General features: G+C 69.9%; 16 protein-coding genes. 12 read left to right on the top strand and 4 right to left on the bottom strand.

Annotated elements, in window-relative coordinates; all coding sequences use genetic code 11:
- The first annotated feature begins 13 nt into the window (after positions 1 to 13).
- Together ACNI14_RS05725 and ACNI14_RS05720 are read left to right on the top strand one after the other, a co-directional pair.
- Positions 14 to 1,654 (top strand): HNH endonuclease signature motif containing protein, encoded by a 1,641-nt coding sequence (locus ACNI14_RS05725; RefSeq protein WP_420519001.1) that lies wholly within the window; start codon positions 14 to 16, stop codon positions 1,652 to 1,654.
- A gap of 92 nt (positions 1,655 to 1,746) precedes the next feature.
- Positions 1,747 to 2,538, top strand: a complete 792-nt coding sequence (locus ACNI14_RS05720) for a transglutaminase-like domain-containing protein (RefSeq protein WP_420519000.1) — start codon at positions 1,747 to 1,749, stop codon at positions 2,536 to 2,538.
- 63 nt (positions 2,539 to 2,601) lie between these two features.
- Here the strand turns inward: ACNI14_RS05720 and ocd are convergent, their stop codons facing one another.
- Positions 2,602 to 3,633, bottom strand: coding sequence for an ornithine cyclodeaminase (gene ocd / locus ACNI14_RS05715; RefSeq protein WP_420518999.1), 1,032 nt, complete (start codon positions 3,631 to 3,633; stop codon positions 2,602 to 2,604).
- A 157-nt stretch (positions 3,634 to 3,790) separates the two neighbouring features.
- On the opposite strand from ocd, the gene ACNI14_RS05710 reads away from it, so the two are divergent.
- Both ACNI14_RS05710 and ACNI14_RS05705 read left to right on the top strand, forming a co-directional pair.
- Entirely contained in the window at positions 3,791 to 4,237 is a 447-nt protein-coding gene (locus tag ACNI14_RS05710) for an Lrp/AsnC family transcriptional regulator (protein ID WP_420518998.1), read from the top strand.
- Between the two features lie 111 nt (positions 4,238 to 4,348).
- Positions 4,349 to 5,314: an FKBP-type peptidyl-prolyl cis-trans isomerase gene (locus ACNI14_RS05705; RefSeq protein WP_420518997.1), complete on the top strand. Its 966-nt coding sequence runs from the start codon at positions 4,349 to 4,351 to the stop codon at positions 5,312 to 5,314.
- 91 nt (positions 5,315 to 5,405) lie between these two features.
- Here the strand turns inward: ACNI14_RS05705 and ACNI14_RS05700 are convergent, their stop codons facing one another.
- Positions 5,406 to 6,992 carry a dolichyl-phosphate-mannose--protein mannosyltransferase gene (locus ACNI14_RS05700; protein WP_420518996.1) on the bottom strand — a complete coding sequence of 529 codons (1,587 nt, stop codon included), beginning with the start codon at positions 6,990 to 6,992 and terminating at the stop codon, positions 5,406 to 5,408.
- Positions 6,993 to 7,149: 157 nt separating this feature from the next.
- On the opposite strand from ACNI14_RS05700, the gene rsmI reads away from it, so the two are divergent.
- The 7 genes from rsmI (at position 7,150) to ACNI14_RS05665 (ending at position 14,352) form a co-directional block, all read left to right on the top strand.
- The gene (gene rsmI, locus ACNI14_RS05695; protein ID WP_420518995.1) at positions 7,150 to 8,001 is read left to right on the top strand and encodes a 16S rRNA (cytidine(1402)-2'-O)-methyltransferase; all 852 of its coding nucleotides are present in this window, start codon (positions 7,150 to 7,152) and stop codon (positions 7,999 to 8,001) included.
- Positions 7,991 to 8,932: a M15 family metallopeptidase gene (locus tag ACNI14_RS05690; RefSeq protein WP_420518994.1), complete on the top strand. Its 942-nt coding sequence runs from the start codon at positions 7,991 to 7,993 to the stop codon at positions 8,930 to 8,932. Before rsmI ends, ACNI14_RS05690 begins: the two co-directional genes overlap by 11 nt.
- 55 nt (positions 8,933 to 8,987) lie before the next feature.
- Positions 8,988 to 10,784 carry a methionine--tRNA ligase gene (gene metG, locus ACNI14_RS05685; protein WP_420518993.1) on the top strand — a complete coding sequence of 599 codons (1,797 nt, stop codon included), beginning with the start codon at positions 8,988 to 8,990 and terminating at the stop codon, positions 10,782 to 10,784.
- Positions 10,781 to 11,617 (top strand): TatD family hydrolase, encoded by an 837-nt coding sequence (locus ACNI14_RS05680; RefSeq protein WP_420518992.1) that lies wholly within the window; start codon positions 10,781 to 10,783, stop codon positions 11,615 to 11,617. The genes metG and ACNI14_RS05680 overlap by 4 nt, the downstream gene beginning before the upstream one ends.
- A 123-nt stretch (positions 11,618 to 11,740) precedes the next feature.
- Positions 11,741 to 12,547, top strand: coding sequence for an aggregation-promoting factor C-terminal-like domain-containing protein (locus ACNI14_RS05675; protein WP_420518991.1), 807 nt, complete (start codon positions 11,741 to 11,743; stop codon positions 12,545 to 12,547).
- A gap of 3 nt (positions 12,548 to 12,550) precedes the next feature.
- Entirely contained in the window at positions 12,551 to 13,426 is an 876-nt protein-coding gene (gene rsmA, locus ACNI14_RS05670; RefSeq protein WP_420518990.1) for a 16S rRNA (adenine(1518)-N(6)/adenine(1519)-N(6))-dimethyltransferase RsmA, read from the top strand.
- Positions 13,423 to 14,352, top strand: coding sequence for a 4-(cytidine 5'-diphospho)-2-C-methyl-D-erythritol kinase (locus ACNI14_RS05665; protein WP_420518989.1), 930 nt, complete (start codon positions 13,423 to 13,425; stop codon positions 14,350 to 14,352). The genes rsmA and ACNI14_RS05665 overlap by 4 nt, the downstream gene beginning before the upstream one ends.
- 15 nt (positions 14,353 to 14,367) lie before the next feature.
- Here the strand turns inward: ACNI14_RS05665 and ACNI14_RS05660 are convergent, their stop codons facing one another.
- Positions 14,368 to 15,624 (bottom strand): MFS transporter, encoded by a 1,257-nt coding sequence (locus tag ACNI14_RS05660; protein ID WP_420518988.1) that lies wholly within the window; start codon positions 15,622 to 15,624, stop codon positions 14,368 to 14,370.
- Positions 15,625 to 15,716: 92 nt separating this feature from the next.
- Here ACNI14_RS05660 and ACNI14_RS05655 point away from each other — a divergent pair, with 92 nt between their 5' ends.
- The gene (locus ACNI14_RS05655) at positions 15,717 to 16,346 is read left to right on the top strand and encodes a FadR/GntR family transcriptional regulator (RefSeq protein ID WP_420518987.1); all 630 of its coding nucleotides are present in this window, start codon (positions 15,717 to 15,719) and stop codon (positions 16,344 to 16,346) included.
- 81 nt (positions 16,347 to 16,427) lie between these two features.
- Here the strand turns inward: ACNI14_RS05655 and mscL are convergent, their stop codons facing one another.
- Entirely contained in the window at positions 16,428 to 16,823 is a 396-nt protein-coding gene (mscL, locus tag ACNI14_RS05650) for a large conductance mechanosensitive channel protein MscL (protein ID WP_420518986.1), read from the bottom strand.
- Positions 16,824 to 16,900 lie beyond the last annotated feature (77 nt).

Genomic DNA, 16,900 nt, shown 5'->3' with positions numbered 1-16,900 from the left:
CCCAGGTGGGGGTGTGCTTTATCTGTCCACAGTTATCTGCCAGGGATGTTGGAATGTCAGAGGGTCCTGGTTGGCTTGCCTTATGACCTCGAATGGGCAGTCTTCACCGCAGTCGGCCGATGCGCCGGCTGGGTTGGTGGATGCCCTTGCGCAGGTGCGAGCGGCGTTGGGTGCGGCTCGCGAGTTGATGGCAGGTGACGCTGCCCGGGCGTTATCGGAGCGTGCCCTGATGGATGTGCAGGCAGGGGCCACTGAGGTGAAGCGGGACTCGGATCTGTTGTTGGCTGCGGCGTGTGCCGAGATCGCGAGGCGGTCGGCCCCCGAGTTGGGGTCCACCGGGTTGGCACGCAAGCAGGGGTTTCCGGAGCCAACCAAGCAGATCGCTGCGGCGACGGGTGGGTCCAGGCGTGAGGCGGACCGGTTGATCCGTGCCGGACGCGCCATGGCCGAGGCCGAGGAGCAGAGCCGGCGCGAGAAGGAAGCGGAAACCGCCGGGGTTGAGGTGGAGCAGGCGGAGGAGCCGACGTATCCGGTCGTGGCGGAGGCGCTCAGTTCTGGGCGGATCAGTGTGGATCATGCGGCGCAGATCACCCGCATGCTGGACTCCGTGTCCGATGCCGCGACTCGTGAGCAGTTGGCGCTTGTCGAAAGAAAGCTCGTGGAACGTGCTCCGGGGCTCAGTGCTGAGCAGTTCGCACCCGTCGTGATGCGGTGGCGTGACGGGCTGGTCTCTCGTGATGCTGAGGAGAGGCAGAAGCGGTTGGTCAAGGCACGGTACTTGGTGATCAAGGACGAGACCGACGGGGCGGTGCGGATCTCCGGGATTCTTGACCCGGTCACAGCGGCACCGATCCGCGCCGCGCTCGAGTCGGTAGTGAAGGCGACGCTCAGGAGTCGTCGCGATGGCGACCCGCTCGCCGACGACAACCGTTTGCCAGGCCAGATCCGAGCCGACGCCCTCGCCACGTTCGCCCGTCACATGCTGGGCTGCGACCAGGCTCCCATCGCGCATGCGACCACGAAGGTGATCGTCCGCATGACCCTGGACCAGTTGAAAGGGTTCGATCCCGACGGGGCGGCAACGGTGGACGGTGTTGCGAGCGCGGTCCCGGTGTCTGAGCTACGCCAGGCGGCGGTCGACGCCGAGTACGTGCCCCTCGTGCTCGGTGGTGACGGCCAGAAGTTGGACGTGGGGCGTGAGAAGCGACGCTTCAGCCCCGCCCAATGCGTGGCCCTGGTCGAGCGCGATGGCGGGTGCGCGATGTGCGGGGCGCCGCCCAGTCACTGTGAGGCCCACCACATCAAATGGTGGGACAAGGACCTCGGCCCAACGGACCTGTCCAACGGCGTCATGCTCTGCGTGGCCTGTCACCACACCATCCACCGGCACACACAAGACCGATGGCTGATCGAGGCCGACAACGACCACGTCTGGTTCACCCCGCCGGCATCCATCGACCCCACGCGACAACCGAGACTGGGCGGCAGAGCCAGATTCGGCATCACCGACCAAGAAAGACACCAGCTCGACGCTGCCGGGGCAGCGGGCGCACCACCGCCGAAGGCCCAGCCCGAGCCGCCACCCGAACCAAAACCAAAACCAGAACCAGGTCCAGAGCCAGAACCCGAAATCCTGCTGCTCTCACGACCCTGACGCGTGCGACGGGCCAGCGGTATCCGAGTCCCAAGGGGCGCCGTTGGCCGCTCCGTGTGCACGCCGCCATCCGCAGGTGAGACGATGCCGGTATGAGACGCGACGTGACCTCCAACCTGAGCCTGTCTGCCTCGGGGCCCGCACGGCTGGTGCTGTCCGTGGCGGTGGCCGACAGGGAACGCGCGCAGGAGTCGTTGGTGGTGCTCCAGGACGGGCGCGAACTCGAGGTCAACGAGCTTCGGGATGCACGTGGCACGCGCCTGCACACGTGCGACGTCAAGGAAGGTCCCGTCGAGGTCAACTACCGCGCGACCGTCCAGGGTCAGTCCGGCCCAGCGCCGGTGACCGACATGGACCTCATCGAGTACCTGCGCCCCAGCCGCTACGCCGAGTCGGACACCCTGACGCCCACGGCTGTGGCCGAAGCCGGCGGCCGCTCCGGCCTCGACCTTCTCGCCCACGTGGGGAGCTGGGTTGGAACCGAACTCGCGTACATCTCGGGCTCATCCCGGCCCACCGACGGCGCCGCGGAGACCTACATGACCCGGCGCGGCGTGTGCCGCGACTTTGCGCACCTGGTGATCGCGATGTTGCGCGCGATGGATGTGCCGGCGCGACTCGTGTCTGTCTACGCGCCCGGGCTGTCGCCGATGGACTTCCATGCGGTTGCCGAGGCGCTCATCGATGGCGAATGGTGGGCCGTCGACGCCACCACTTTGGCTCCCCGGCAGAGCATGGTGCGCATCGCGACCGGCCGGGACGCGGCGGACACCGCGTTCCTCACGACGATCGGCGAGCCGCTCAACCTCGAGTCCATGGAGGTCACGGCGACGGCCGACTCGCTCCCCAATGACGACGTGCGCGAGTTCGTGCGCCTGAGCTGAGCGCAGGCGCACGAACTCGCGGCTGTCGGTGAGGACCTGGACCGCGCGAGCGGCAGGTCGCCGCTAGTGCGTGAGGATGGGCGCCATCGCGAGCGAGAACAGGTCCTTCGGGTCCTGCGGCTCGGCCACGATGTCGATCTCCTCGACCCAGTGAGTGCCCGCGACGCTGTCGCGCAGGAACCGCAGCGCGGAGAAGTCCTCCATCGCAAAGCCCACGGAGTCGAACACGGTGATGTCCGCATCGGCCGTGCGGCCCGAGGCCGCACCGGCGAGAACGTCCCAGAGCGCCGTGACGGGGTGGTTGGCCGCAAGCTGCTGAATCTCGCCCTCGATGCGGGTCTGCGGCTCGAACTCGACCGCGATCACGCCGGCCGCGTGCAGGATGTCCACGTCGAGCTCGGTCTTGCCGGGGCAGTCGCCGCCGATTGCGTTGATGTGAGTTCCCGGAGCGATCATGGATGCCTCGAGCACGTGGGCGTTGGACTTGTCCGCCGTGCAGGTGGTGACGATGTCCGCGCCGTCGACGGCGTCGGCCGCCGAGCTTGCGAGGTGAACGTCGAAGCCCAGAGAGCGGGCGTTGCGTTCGAACTTGGCCATCGCATCCGGATCGGTGTCGTAGACGCGCACCGTGTTGATGCCCAGCACCACGCGAATCGCGATCGCCTGGAACTCGGACTGGCTGCCCGCTCCGATCAGGGCGTGAACGCGGGCGTCCTTGCGCGCCAGGGCACGCGCCGCGACGGCCGAGGTCGCAGCCGTGCGCAGCGCCGTCAGCACGGTCATCTCGGACACGAGCAGGGGGTAGCCCGTCTGCACGTCGGCGAGCATGCCGAAGGCGGTGACCGTCTGGAGGCCGCGCGAGGGATTCGAGGGGTGGCCGTTGACGTACTTGAAGGCATACAGCGAGCCGTCGGACGTGGGCATCAGCTCGATCACGCCCACGGGTGAGTGCGACGCGACCCTGGGGATCTTGTCGAACCGACGCCAGTGCAGCAGATCCTGCTCCACGGCCTCCGTCAGCCCGGTGATGATCTTCTCGGGACCTGCCTCGGAAACCCACGCCCGCATCTGCGGAACTCCTACGAACTGCACCATGTCGCCCTCCCTTTGCGCCTGTGGCCTCGACCCCTTCGTTCGACTGCCTGGTATGTCCAGTGTGTCAATCAGAACGTGCGAAAGTATTGACGTAGGCGCAGTTGACACGCGTATTCTCGAGTGCATACGCACGAATCCAGCGAATCAGGGAGGCCACGTGGCAGTCGATGACCTCGACAAGAAGATCCTCGCATTGTTGAGGGAGGATGCCAGGGCCAGTTACGCCGAGATGGGCGACCGGGTGGGCCTGTCGCCCTCGGCGGTCAAGCGGCGCATGGACCGGTTGGTGGCGGACGGCGTCATCCAGGGCTTCACTGTACTGGTCGACCCGGAGGTCGACGGCCGCTCCACCGAGGCCTACGTGGAGCTGTTCTGCCGGGGCACGGTCGCGCCCCACGAACTGCGCCGCGTGCTGAGCGGGATCGCAGACGTGGACGAGGCCTTCACGGTCACGGGCAGCGCCGATGCGATCGTGCGAATCCGCGCGCAGAGTCCACCTTTGCTCGAGGTCGCGCTCGAGCAGGTGCGGCTCGCGCCACAGGTCGATTCGACCCGATCCGCGATCGTGCTGTCACGGCTGTTCGGTCCGCGCGGCCTCGAGTGAGGGGTGGCGCCCGGGAACGATTTTCCGGTCCCAGGGGTTGACCCTGTGCGTCCAGCCCTTGGGATACCGTGGCGGGCGCCGACCTTCCCCCAAGTTGAGGAGTACCTCCGCGTGAAGAAGCACCTGCCCATTGCCGCCATCGCAGCGTCCGCGCTCGTCCTTGCGGGGTGCGCCTCCGGGACCGAGGAAGGGGACGATCCCAGCGCCTCCCCCAGTGCCACGGGTGCTGCAGCGACCACCGAGTTCGGCGCGGCCGCGGATGTCGAGGCGCTCGAAGGAATCACGTGGGACGAGGATGGAAGCGGCATCCCCACCCTCGGTGGAGAGACGCCCGCCACCCTGTCCGGACCCGCCACCCGCATCGTCGAGGACGGTGACGGCGACGCGGTCGAGGCAGGCCAGTTGGTGACCGTCGACTACACCATCACCTCCGGCACCGACGGTTCGCAGTTGTACTCGACCTATGAGGCAGAGGCGCCCGAGTCCATCCTGGTGTCCGAGACCTCGCTCGACCCGGCGCTCTTCACGGCGCTCTCGAATTCGGCGGTCGGCTCCGACATCATCTTCGGGACCCTGGACCAGTCGAATCCCGAGAACCCCGGCGCCGCAATCTTCATGGCGATGACCATCACCGAGATCGTCGAGCCGCTCGACCGGGCCGAGGGCACCGAGGTGGACCCCGCCGAGGGCCTGCCCTCCGTCACCCTGGACGACTCCGGCGCACCGTCGGTCGAGTTCGGCGATGCCGAGATGCCCGACGAGCTCGTGGTGCAGCAGCTCATCGAGGGCGACGGCGAGACCGTCGAGTCGGGAGACTCCCTCATCGCGCACTACACCGGCTGGATCTGGGACGGCGAGCAGTTCGACTCGTCCTGGGAGCGCGGCGAGTCCTCCGTGTTCGGACTGATCGAGGGCCAGCTCATCGAGGGCTGGACGCAGGGCCTCGCCGGCCAGCAGGTCGGCAGCCAGGTGCTGCTGGTCATCCCGCCGGAGCTGGGCTATGGCGACCAGGAGCAGGCGGCCATCCCGGCCGGCTCGACGCTGGTGTTCGTGGTCGACATCCTCGGCGTCGCGTAGCGGCAGCCACCCCCCACGCACCACGCCGGCGATCGGCCCCTGACGGGGCTGGTCGCCGGCGTTCTGCGTTGTCGGCAGTCTCGGCGCGTCCTCAGACCCAGCTGGGAAGCCACATGTGCAGCTGCCAGTACTCGAAGGGGATGGGCGTGCCCAGCCACAGCGGCGCGAAGTAGCCGGCCAACAGCAGTACTGCCGCGACGTACGCGCCGACCAGCACGGATCCGCGCCGCGACCACGAGCCGCGGATCGCCCGTGACGCGTCGGGCTCTCCCGTGCCGTGAGGTTGCCCAGGACTGTCCGCTTGCCACCAGCCCAGCCGGTCCGGCCGCGCAATCCGTGATAGCCCCCAGACCAGCAGCAGCACCATGAACGGCGCGATCGCGACCGTGTAGAAGGTGAAGATCGTGCGGTGCGAGTACGGCAGCCACGGCAGCCACCCGGCGAGCACCCCGACCACGAGCGTCGCGGCGAGCAGGTCGCGGCGCCTCAGCACGCGCCACAGCGCGAACAGCAGCACCGCCACCCCGGCCCACCAGATCAGCGGGTGTCCCAGGGAGTGGATGGCGCTCACGCACCGCTCCGCGCCGCAGGCCGCCTCCGGCGCGTCGTCGAAGTGGAACGCCGTGGGCCGCCACTGGACGAGCCATAGCAACGGATTCGATTCGTAGTTGTGCGGCTCGTCGAGAGTGCGATGGAACTCCCACATCTGCTGGTGATAGTGCACCAGGGAGCGCAGGGACTCCGGCAGCCACGTCAGTCCCTCGCCGGGGTTGTCCTCGGCCCAGCGTCGGCCATACGACTGCTCGGAGCGGAACCACGGCAGCCACGACGCGAGGTAGACCGCGGGCAGCACGGCAACGGTGACGAGGAACGCGGGCACGGCCCGGGCGAAGGCGCCCGCGAACCAGCGCTCAACGCCGGCTGCGCGCCGGTCCGCGAGGTCCCAGACGACGGACAGGACCAGGAAGATCGCCATGAACCACAGGCCCGACCACTTGACGCTCACCGACAGCGACAGCGCCACGATCGCGGCCAGCCGCCACCAGCGCACGCCGGTCCGCGGCCCCAGCCCCGGCAGCGTCGCGCCCGGTGGCAGGCCCGCTTGGGTGCGGAGCGCATCGGCCGATGCGAGAAGCCGGGACCGCGCGTGCGCGCGGTCCACGATCAACAGGGCGAACCCCGCGACCACGAAGAAGGTGAGGTAGATGTCCAGCAGCGCGGATCGCGACAGCACCACGTGCACGCCCTCGACCGCCAGCAGCAGTCCGGCGACGGCGCCGAACACCGTCGAGCGCAGCAGGTGCCGTGCGAGCAGCGCCACGATGACCACGGTCACCGTGCCGAGAAGCGCGCCCATGAAGCGCCACCCGAACGGGGTGGGGCCGAACAGCTGGATCCCCAGCCCGATCAGCATCTTTCCCACGAGCGGGTGCACCACGTAGTCGCCCTCGGTGGACAGCTCCGAGTAGTCGCCGGCCGCGAAGTCCTGGTTGTCGCCGCCCCAGTCGCCCTCGAAGCCCAGCGTCACCAGTGAGTACGCGCCGCGCGCATAGAACACCTCGTCGAACACGAGCGTGGTGGGGTATCCGAGACCGACGAACCGCATCATCGCGGCGAGCAGTCCCACCCCCACGGCCATGAGCGCGACGCGCCAGCGCCACAGGGTCTCGACAATCACAGGCGTCAGCCTAGTTGTGCGTGGGAGCACAGAGACTAAGCGGGTGTGCGCGGGAGCACAGAGACGAGGCGGGTGCGGAGATGAACCGCGTGCGTGCAGGCGTCGCGGGCGCGCTCCCAGCGCAGAGGCGGGGAGCGCACTGTGGGATTCTGGAGCCATGACCGGACGCATCGTGCTCGCGGCGACGCCCATCGGCAACTCCGATGACGCCTCGTCCCGCCTTCGCGACGCGATGGCGGGCGCGGACCTGATCGCGGCCGAGGACACGCGGCGCCTGCGCGACCTCGCCCGGAGGCTGGGCGTCGACCTGACCGCCGATCTCGTAGCGGTGCACGACCACAACGAGGCGGACCGCGCGCAGGCGCTCATCGAGCGTGCTCGCCAGGGCGGCCTGGTGCTGGTGGTGTCCGATGCCGGCATGCCGACTGTCTCGGACCCCGGCTTCCGGGTGGTCGAGGCGGCCGCCGCCGCGGGCGTCGAGGTCACCGTGCTGCCCGGACCGAGCGCGGTGCTCACCGCACTCGCGCTGTCCGGGCTGCCAACCGATCGGTTCTGCTTCGAGGGGTTCCTGCCGCGCAAGGCCGGGGAGCGATCCCGGGCGCTCGCGGGGCTCGCCACCGAGCAGCGCACCATGGTGTTCTTCGAGGCGCCCCACCGGCTCGAGGAGTCGCTCGCGGCCATGGCCGCGCAGTGGGGACCCGAGCGCGCCGCCGCGGTGTCGCGCGAGCTCACCAAGACCTACGAGGAGACGCGTCGTGGACCGCTCGGCGACCTGGTCGCGTGGGCTGAGGCCGAATCCCCGCGCGGGGAGATCGTCATCACGGTCGCCGGCCGGCCCGCGCGCGCGGCCTCGCTCGACGAGCTCGTGGCGGAGGCCCTCGTGAGGGTCGAATCGGGAGAGCGCGCCAAGGACGCGGTCGCGGACCTCGCCACGACGGGCGGCGTGCCGCGCCGGGAACTGTATGCAGCGGTGCTCGCTGCCCGCTCCGGAGGCGCCCGTGGGGCGTGACCGCTCGGTGCGCCGTCGCCGTCCGGTGCGGGCCGCGCCGCGGTCGCCGCGGCCGGCGCGCACCGCGATCGTCGCGACGCTGGTGGTCATCGCCGGGGCCATCACGGGCGTGGGCGTCGCCAACGGGGACGTGACCGATGCGGTCGCGAGCGCCCTGGGCATGCGCCAGTCCGCCACCGACGGGTCGGCAGGGATCGGCCAGGGCCGCGTCGACGTGGCCGACGGCACAGACGGCGCCGATGGCGCGCTCGCCCCATCCGCCATCGGCCCCATCACCGCTGCGCGCGAGGCTCCCGCCGGCGCCGCCGCCGCGCCCACGCCGAAGGTGTCCGTGGCCCCGGGCCTGGACATGGACCTGCACTCACTCGACGACCCTGCCTCCCCGTGGGTCGTGGTGAACAAGTCCCGGCCGCTCGAGCCCGAGACGTGGGTGCCGCCCGAACTCGACTCGGCGGGCGGCGCGGCGATGGTCCCCGAGGCCTCGCGCGCACTCGCCGACATGCGGGCGGCCGCGGCCGAGGCCGGTCACCCGCTGGCGGTCGGCACCGGCTACCGGGCCTACGGGTTCCAGCAGTCGATCTTCGCCGACTACGCCGCGCGATGGGGCAGCGAGCGCGCCGACCGCTTCTCCGCACGCGCGGGCCACTCCGAGCACCAGACGGGCTGGGCCGTGGACGTCTACGGCAGCGTCGCCTGCCGACTCAAAGAGTGCTTCGCGGACGAGCCCGCGGGCCAGTGGGTCGCGCAGAACGGCCACGAGTACGGGTTCGTGGTGCGGTACCCGCCAGGCACCGAGGACATCACGGGCTACAAGCACGAGCCGTGGCACCTCCGCTACGTGGGCGTCGAGCTCGCGACGGAAATGCGCGAGCGCGACGTCGCGACGATGGAGGAGTTCTTCTCCCTGCCGGCCGCACCCACGTACGAGTAGCGCGCGAACCGAGCCCCCGCATCGGCCCCTCCGTGCGGTCACTAGGATGGGCGCCATGTCTCACATCCTCTCCGCAGTCGCATGGCCGTATGCCAACGGTCCGCGCCACATCGGCCACGTGGCCGGCTTTGGCGTTCCCTCCGACGTGTTCAGCCGGTACATGCGCATGGCTGGCGAGGACGTGCTGATGGTGTCCGGCACCGACGAGCACGGCACGCCCATCCTGGTGCAGTCCGAGGGCGAGGGCGTGAGCGCGCAGGAGCTCGCGGACCGCTACAACCGCGTGATCGTCGAGGACCTGGTGTCGCTGGGACTCAGCTACGACCTGTTCACCCGCACCACCACCGGCAACCACTACAAGGTCGCGCAGGCCATGTTCAAGGCCGTGCACTCGAACGGCTACATGATCGAGCAGACCACCCGCGGCGCCATCTCGCCGTCCACGGGCCGCACCCTTCCGGACCGCTACATCGAGGGCACGTGCCCCATCTGCGGCTACGACGGCGCGCGCGGCGACCAGTGCGACAGCTGCGGCAACCAGCTCGACCCCGTGGACCTCAAGAACCCCGTGAGCCGCATCAACGGCGAGACGCCCAAGTTCGTGGAGACCGAGCACTTCTTCCTGGACCTGCCGTCGCTGGTGCAGCCGCTGTCCGAGTGGCTGGGCGCCCGTCACGGCTGGCGTCCCAACGTGCTGAACTTCTCGCTGAACCTGCTGGCGGACGTGCGCCCGCGGGCGATGACGCGCGACATCGACTGGGGCATCCCCGTGCCGCTCGAGGGCTGGGAGGGCAACCCCAACAAGCGTCTGTACGTGTGGTTCGACGCCGTGATCGGCTACCTCAGCGCGTCCATCGAGTGGGCCCGCCGCGAGGGCGAACCCGACGCGTGGCGCCAGTGGTGGAACGACCCCGAGGCGCTGTCCTACTACTTCATGGGCAAGGACAACATCACCTTCCACTCGCAGATCTGGCCCGGTGAACTGCTGGCCGCCAACGGGCGCGGCGCGAAGGGCGGTCAGCTCAGCGAGTTCGGTGACCTGCAGCTGCCCACCGAGGTGGTGTCGAGCGAGTTCCTCACCATGGAGTCCAACAAGTTCTCCTCGTCCCGCGGCCATGTGATCTACGTGCGCGACATGCTGTCGCGCTACCAGCCCGATGCGCTGCGCTACTTCATCTCCGTCGCCGGCCCCGAGACGTCGGACGCTGACTTCACGTGGGCCGAGTTCAAGCGCCGCACCAACGACGAGCTGGTGGCCGGTTGGGGCAACCTCGTGAACCGCACGGCCTCGCTGCTGCACAAGAACGTGGGCGAGATCCCCGCGCTCGACGACCTGCAGGACATCGACCGCGCCGCGCTCGCGGCGTCCGAGTCGGCCTTCGACCAGGTGGGCGAGCTCATGCGCGGCCACCGCCAGCGCGCCAGCGCGAACGAGGCGATGCGGGTGGTGGGCGACGCCAACCGGTACCTGGCGGAGACCGCGCCCTGGAAGCTCAAGAACGAGAACCCCGAGCGCATGAAGACCGTGCTAGGCGTCGCCGCCCAGCTCGTCTCCGACGCCAACACCATGCTCGCGCCCTTCCTGCCGCACAGCGCGCAGAAGGTGCACGAGGTGCTGGGCGGCGACGGCGTGTTCGCGCCCATGCCGCAGCTCAACGAGGTCGACGATCTGGACATCCCCGACCGCCACTACCCGGTGATTCAGGGCGACTACTCGCCGCAGCAGGGCACGTGGGGGCGCAAGATCGTGAAGCCGGGCACGCCCATCGGGGCGCCTGCGCCGGTGTTCACCAAGCTCGACGACGACATCGTCGAGGCAGAGCTGGAGCGGATGCGCTCCGGCGACGCGTGACCCGCGCGGGAGCGTGGCCGGCGGCTCCTGAGGCGCTGCCCGCGCCCATCGTCGACAATCACTGCCATCTCGACTTCCCCGCCGGGGACGAGCCGCGATCGGTCGAGGATCGGCTCGCCGAGGCGGAGGCCGCAGGGGTCACGCGCGTGGTCCAGATCGGCTGCGATGTCGACTCGGCCCGGTGGACGGCCGATGCGGTGACGAGGTTTCCGCAGATGCTCGGCGGGGTGGCGCTGCACCCTAACGACGCCGCCGTGCTCGCCGCGGAGGGAACATACGACGAGGCCTTTGCCGAGATCGCGCAGCTCGCTCGCGGCGAGCGGATCCGGGTGGTGGGGGAGACCGGCCTGGACTACTTCCGCACGGGGCCCGAGGGCCAGGACGCGCAGCTGCGGTCGTTCCGCGACCACATCGCCCTGGCGAAGGAGCTGAACAAGCCGCTCCAGATCCACGACCGCGACGCGCACGGGGACGTCATCGACGTCCTGGTGAAGGACGGTGCGCCCGAGGTCACCGTCTTCCACTGCTTCTCGGGCGACGCCGGGATGGCGCGCCTGTGCGCCGAGCGTGGCTGGTACCTGAGCTTCGCTGGCACCGTGACGTTCAAGAACGCGGGCCCGCTGCGCGCCGCAGCGGCGGTGACTCCGCTGTCGTTGACGCTCATCGAGACGGACGCGCCATTTCTCACCCCCCACCCGCACCGGGGCGCGCCCAACTCGCCCGCCCTCGCCGCGCACACTGCTCGGGCGATCGCGCAGCTGCATGAACGGCCCGTGAGCGAGATCTGCACCGCAGTGTGGGACACGTCGCACGCGCTGTATGGTCCCTGGTAAAAGTGTGATTGGTGCCATCAGTGCGGGCCCGTCTGAGAGAATCGGGTTGGCGTCTGAGCCCTTCCATGTGAGATAACAGTCAGGTAACGCACGCCACGCGCGCGCTTGAAAGGACCATTTTCTGTGAGCTACCGACGCACGACGCCCGCCACGGGCGGACGCCGCGACCGCCGCGAGCGCTCCTCCGTTCGCATGCGCCGCCTCAACGGCGCCGCGGCCACCCTCGCCATCGGCGCCTTCGCCGTGGGTTCGTTCGCCTCGGCCGGCATGAACGCCTGGGCCGCGGACGAGTCCCGCGAGACCGTCGAGAACCTCGCCACCGAGTCCGTCGCCCCGGTCTCGGCCGCGGCCGCCGACCTCGAGGTCGTGGTCCGCACCGAAGAGGAGACTCTCGAGCACGGCAAGGTCGAGGAAGAAGACCCCAACGAGCTCGAAGGCACGTCCAACGTCGTCACCGAGGGCCAAGAGGGCAAGGCCCTCGTGAGCTACACCGTGACCATGAAGGACGGCGTCGAGGTCGAGCGCGACGAGGACATGCGCGTCGTCGTCGCGGAGCCCGTCGACGAGGTCATCGCCGTGGGCTCGATGGAGGAGCCGAGAGTGGCGTCAGTGCCGTCCGTCTCCAACGCCGGGTCCAACCGGGCGCTGGGACGCGAGCTCGCCGCTCAGCGCGGCTGGACGGGCGAGCAGTGGAACTGCCTGAACGCCCTGTTCACCAAGGAATCCAACTGGAACCACACGGCGCAGAACCCCACGTCGAGCGCGTACGGCATCCCGCAGTCGCTGCCGGGCTCGAAGATGGCCTCCGTCGGCTCCGACTGGCGCACCAACCCCGCGACCCAGATCACCTGGGGTCTGAACTACATCAGCGGCCGCTACGGCACCCCCTGTGGCGCCTGGGGTCACTCCCAGGCCCGTAACTGGTACTGACCCGTGGCGGACCTGCTGGGCCCGTCTGACATCCGCACCCTCGCCGAGTCGTTCGGCACTGCCCCCGCCAAGAAGTGGGGCCAGAACTTCGTGGTCGACTCCGGCACGGTGCGCCGCATCGCCCGTCTGGCCGCCGTCGGCCCGGGCGATCACGTGGTCGAGGTCGGCCCGGGCCTGGGATCGCTGACCCTCGCCCTCCTCGAGACCGGCGCTCACGTCACGGCCGTCGAGATCGACCCGATCCTCGCCCAGGCGCTGCCGCAGACCGTGGCATCCCGCGCATCGGCCGAATCCTCGCGACTGACCGTCCTCCAGGCGGACGCGCTCACGGTCACCGAGCTGACCCAGCCGCCGACGTCCCTGGTCGCGAACCTCCCGTACAACGTCTCGGTGCCGGTGATCCTGCACCTGCTCGAGCACTTCCCGTCCATCGAGCGCGTGCTGGTGATGGTCCAGTCCGAGGTGGCCGACAGGCTCGCCGCGCCGCCGGGATCGCGCACGTACGGCATCCCGTCCGCGAAGGCCGCCTGGTATGGCGCGACCCGGCGCGCCGGCGGGGTGGGCCGAGCGGTGTTCTGGCCCGTCCCCCGGGTCGACAGTGCACTGGTGCTCATCGAGCGTCGCGACCCGCCGGAGACGACGGCCACGCGCCGCGAGGTGTTCGCCGTGATCGACGCGGCCTTCGCTCAGCGTCGCAAGGGCCTGCGCGGAGCGCTCGCGGGAATCGCCGGCTCGGCTGCCGCGTCGGAGACCGCCCTGAGGTCCGTGGGCATCGAGCCCCTCACGCGCGGCGAGCAGCTCGACGTGGTCGCGTTCGCGCGCATCGCCGAGGCCTTGGCCGCCGCGGCACCCCCCACCTCTGACAGGGTGGACGCATGACCCGTTCCGTCACCGTGCGCGCGCCAGGCAAGGTCAATCTCCAACTATCTGTGGGGCCGGGGCGCGAGGACGGATTCCACCCGCTCGCCACGGTGTTCCAGGCGGTCGAGCTGTACGAGACGGTCACGGCGACTCCGCGGGACGACGATGCGATCGTGCTGACGGTCTCGTCCGCTCCCGGCGCTCACGTGGACATCTCCGGCGTGCCGATCGATGCCTCCAATATCGCCGCCCGCGCGGCCATCGCGCTGCGGCGCGAGTTCGGGCTCAGCGACGGCGTAGATCTCGAGATCGTCAAGGGGGTGCCCGTCGCGGGAGGCATGGCCGGCGGCAGCGCCGATGCGGCCGCCGCGCTGCTGGCGTGCGCCGAGGCCTGGGACGTCGGGGCCTCGCGCACGCAGCTGGACGAGATCGCCGCGACTCTCGGATCCGACGTGCCGTTCATCCTGCACGGGCACACCGCGGTGGGGCTCGGCCGAGGCGACCAGATCACCCCGGCGATGTCACGCGGGCGCTTCCACTGGGTGCTCGCGACCCAGCGCGAGGGACTGTCGACCGCGGATGTCTACGGCGAGTTCGACCGCATGATCGCCGAGGGCGAGCGCGAGGCCGTGGATCCCGAGATCAGCGACGCGATCATGGTGGCGCTCGTCGCGGGAGACGCGCAGGGGCTCGCCGAGGCCTTGGTGAATGACCTCCAGCCCGCGGCGCTGTCGCTCGCGCCCCACCTCCAGTCCGTGATGGATGCCGCCCTCGAGGCGGACGCGCTGGGCGTGATGGTGTCCGGCTCGGGCCCCACGGTCGCGGCGCTCGCGCGCTCGCGTCAGCACGCGCTCGCGATCGCGGCGCACCTCACCGTCTCCGATACGGCCGATGCTGTCGTGACGGCCTCGGGCCCCGCCCCCGGCGCTGTGCTGGTGACGTAGCGCGGTTCTCGCGGCTCACGCCGCGCTCTGGCCCACCGCCGGCGGCGCCGTGTCCTCCACGAAGCGTGGGCGGCAGGCGAACCAGCCCGCGATGAGCCCGGGGATCACGGTCGCCGCGAGCACCAGCAGCGGCATCGTCCACGATCCCGTCTCCTGGCGCAGCAGGCCCAGTCCGATGGGCCCCAGGCACGCCAACGCGTAGCCGATGCCCTGGACGAAGCCCGAGACGGCGGAGGCGGTCTGCGGCGTCCTGGTCCGACGATTGATCAGTGTCATGCACAGGGGGAACGTGCCCACGCCGATCCCCATCGCGCACGCCCAGAACAGCGTGCCGACGAGCGGGGAGAAGAGGAGACCGAGGTATCCGCCGATGAGCAGGATTGTGCACACCACGACCACGATGAAGGGGTTCGCCATGCGGGTGGCGACGTGGGGAATCACCAGGGCGGCGGCCACGCCCCACGCTGAGTACACCGCGACCATGGTGCCGCCCAGAGCGCTGCTGCCCCCGGCGTCAGTGAGGATCGCCGGGAACCAGGTGATGATCGAGTAATTGGACAGCGACAACGCCGCGAACAGGCCCACCAGGCCCCAGGCGGTCGACGAGCGGCTGATGCGGATCCGCGTGGCGCTCGTGGCGACTGCCGGCGCAGCCGGGAGTGTCCGCGAGCGGTCGTGGGAGGGGAGCTTCAAGGTGAGGGCCAGCCACACCAGGGCGACCACAGTGGCGGGCAGGGCCCAGACCCCGACAGAGAAGCGCCACGAGGACGCGAGAGCCACGGGTACCGCAAGGAGCGGGGCCATGAACTGGCCCGTCTGCATGAGGATCAGGTAGAGCGAGGTCCACCGGGCCAGCCGCTCGGGAAACCATGCCTTCACCAGCGGGACGATCACGACGTTCGCGGCTCCGATGCCTGCCAGCGCCAGCACCGTCGAGGCCACCAGCAGGCCCGTGGTCGGAGAGAGGGCCCGCAGCACGAGGGACAGGGCGGTCAGGCTGAGCGCGACCGTGGCGGTGCGCTCGAGGCCGAATCTGCGCGTCACCGCCGGTGCGAGGATCCCGAACACGGCGAAGGTGGCAGCGGGCACGGTGCCGAGCAGTCCCGCGACCGCCACCCCGAAGCCCAGGTCGGCGCCGATGCTCTCCAGGAGCGGGGTGAATCCGGTGACGGCTGTGCGCAGGTTGAGCGCCGTCAACACGATGGCGAGCCCGGCCCACAGCGTCAGGCGGCCCGGGCGCACCCGGACACGCGAGGGGGAAACGGTGGTCACGCTACACTCCACGGCAGGCGAATCAATGATGGGGTCATGGGATGAATCTCGAGGAATCTAGCACGCACGGCCCGATGCGTCGATGGGGGCTCGTGAGCCAGGCTGCGGCACGCTTCCGTGACGAGGTGGTCTCCGGGAACTGGCCAGTCGGCGAGCGCATACCCACCGAGACCGCCCTCGTGGAGGAGTTCGGCATCGGCCGCAACACCGTCCGTGAGGCGCTCCAGTCGCTGGTGCACGCCGGCCTGCTCCGCCGTGACCAAGGGCGCGGCACCTATGTCATCTCGACCTCTGAGCTGACCGGCACCCTCGAACGTCAGCTCGCGGGTGGCAGCCGCCGCCACTACCTGGAGCTGCGGCTCGCCCTCGACACCACGGCTGCCGCGCTGGCCGCGGTGCGCCGTTCCGAGGATCAGGTCGCGCTTCTCCGGGAGCTGTGTGAGCGGCGAGCGGAGAGCTGGTCCACCCTCGACGTCGACGCGCGAGCCCATGCGGACCTCGCCTTGCACCGCGCAGTCGTGGACGCGACGCACAACCCCCTCTACATCACGCTCTACTCCAGCATGCTCGACGTCTTCGCCGTCCACATGCGCGACGACGAGAGCGAGGACGAGGAAGCGGCGCACGGTCGTCACCGTGAGCTGGTCGAGGCGATCGCCGATCGGGACGCCGACCGGGCCGTTGCGGCCGTGGCTGCGATCTTCGATCCGTTCATGGGCTGAACGTCGCCCGACTCTGCGCGGCAGGAGTGATGAGCGCACCACTCGGGCCGTGCCCTCGTGCCCTGCCAGAGCGACGAGGAACTAGTCCTGGCGCCGCGCTGCCACTGCGTCGCGAATCTCGGTCAGCAGCTGGATCTCGGTGGGTCCGGCGGGCTCGCCCGGAGCGGGTTCGCCCCTCTTGCGGCGCGCTGCCATCCTGTTGAGCGGCACGACGACGAGGAAGTAGATCGCGGCCGCCACGGCGAGGAAGTTGAACAGTGCGTCCAGCACCAGCCCCACGCTGAAGACCGCGCCGTTGATCGTGAACGTGGCCACGCTGGTGAGGTCCGGCTCGCCGAAGATCGCCGCGATGAGGGGCGTGACGAGTCCGTCCACGACGGCGCTGATGACCATCGCGAATGCGGCGCCGATGACCACCGCGACCGCGAGGTCCACCACGTTGCCGCGCGAGATGAATTCCTTGAATCCCTTGATCATTGCTGGGGCTCCTGCCGGATGAGGTGACGTGACAACACCCGAGGATAGGCCCGCATCGGCCGGTGTGCCGAGCGCAC

Origin of the sequence: Demequina pilifera, from assembly GCF_048814985.1 — a bacterium.
Taxonomy (GTDB): Bacteria; Actinomycetota; Actinomycetes; order Actinomycetales; family Demequinaceae; genus Demequina.
Note: the sequence above shows the minus strand (reverse complement) of the source record. Positions and strands in the feature narration are given on the sequence as shown.

Excerpts from the sequence above, each read along its gene's own strand:
- ACNI14_RS05720 (WP_420519000.1), top strand. The coding sequence starts at position 1,747 with ATGAGACGCGACGTGACCTCCAACCTGAGCCTGTCTGCCTCGGGGCCC.
- ocd (WP_420518999.1), bottom strand. The coding sequence starts at position 3,633 with ATGGTGCAGTTCGTAGGAGTTCCGCAGATGCGGGCGTGGGTTTCCGAG.
- rsmI (WP_420518995.1), top strand. The coding sequence starts at position 7,150 with ATGACCGGACGCATCGTGCTCGCGGCGACGCCCATCGGCAACTCCGAT.
- metG (WP_420518993.1), top strand. The coding sequence starts at position 8,988 with ATGTCTCACATCCTCTCCGCAGTCGCATGGCCGTATGCCAACGGTCCG.
- ACNI14_RS05665 (WP_420518989.1), top strand. The coding sequence starts at position 13,423 with ATGACCCGTTCCGTCACCGTGCGCGCGCCAGGCAAGGTCAATCTCCAA.
- mscL (WP_420518986.1), bottom strand. The coding sequence starts at position 16,823 with ATGATCAAGGGATTCAAGGAATTCATCTCGCGCGGCAACGTGGTGGAC.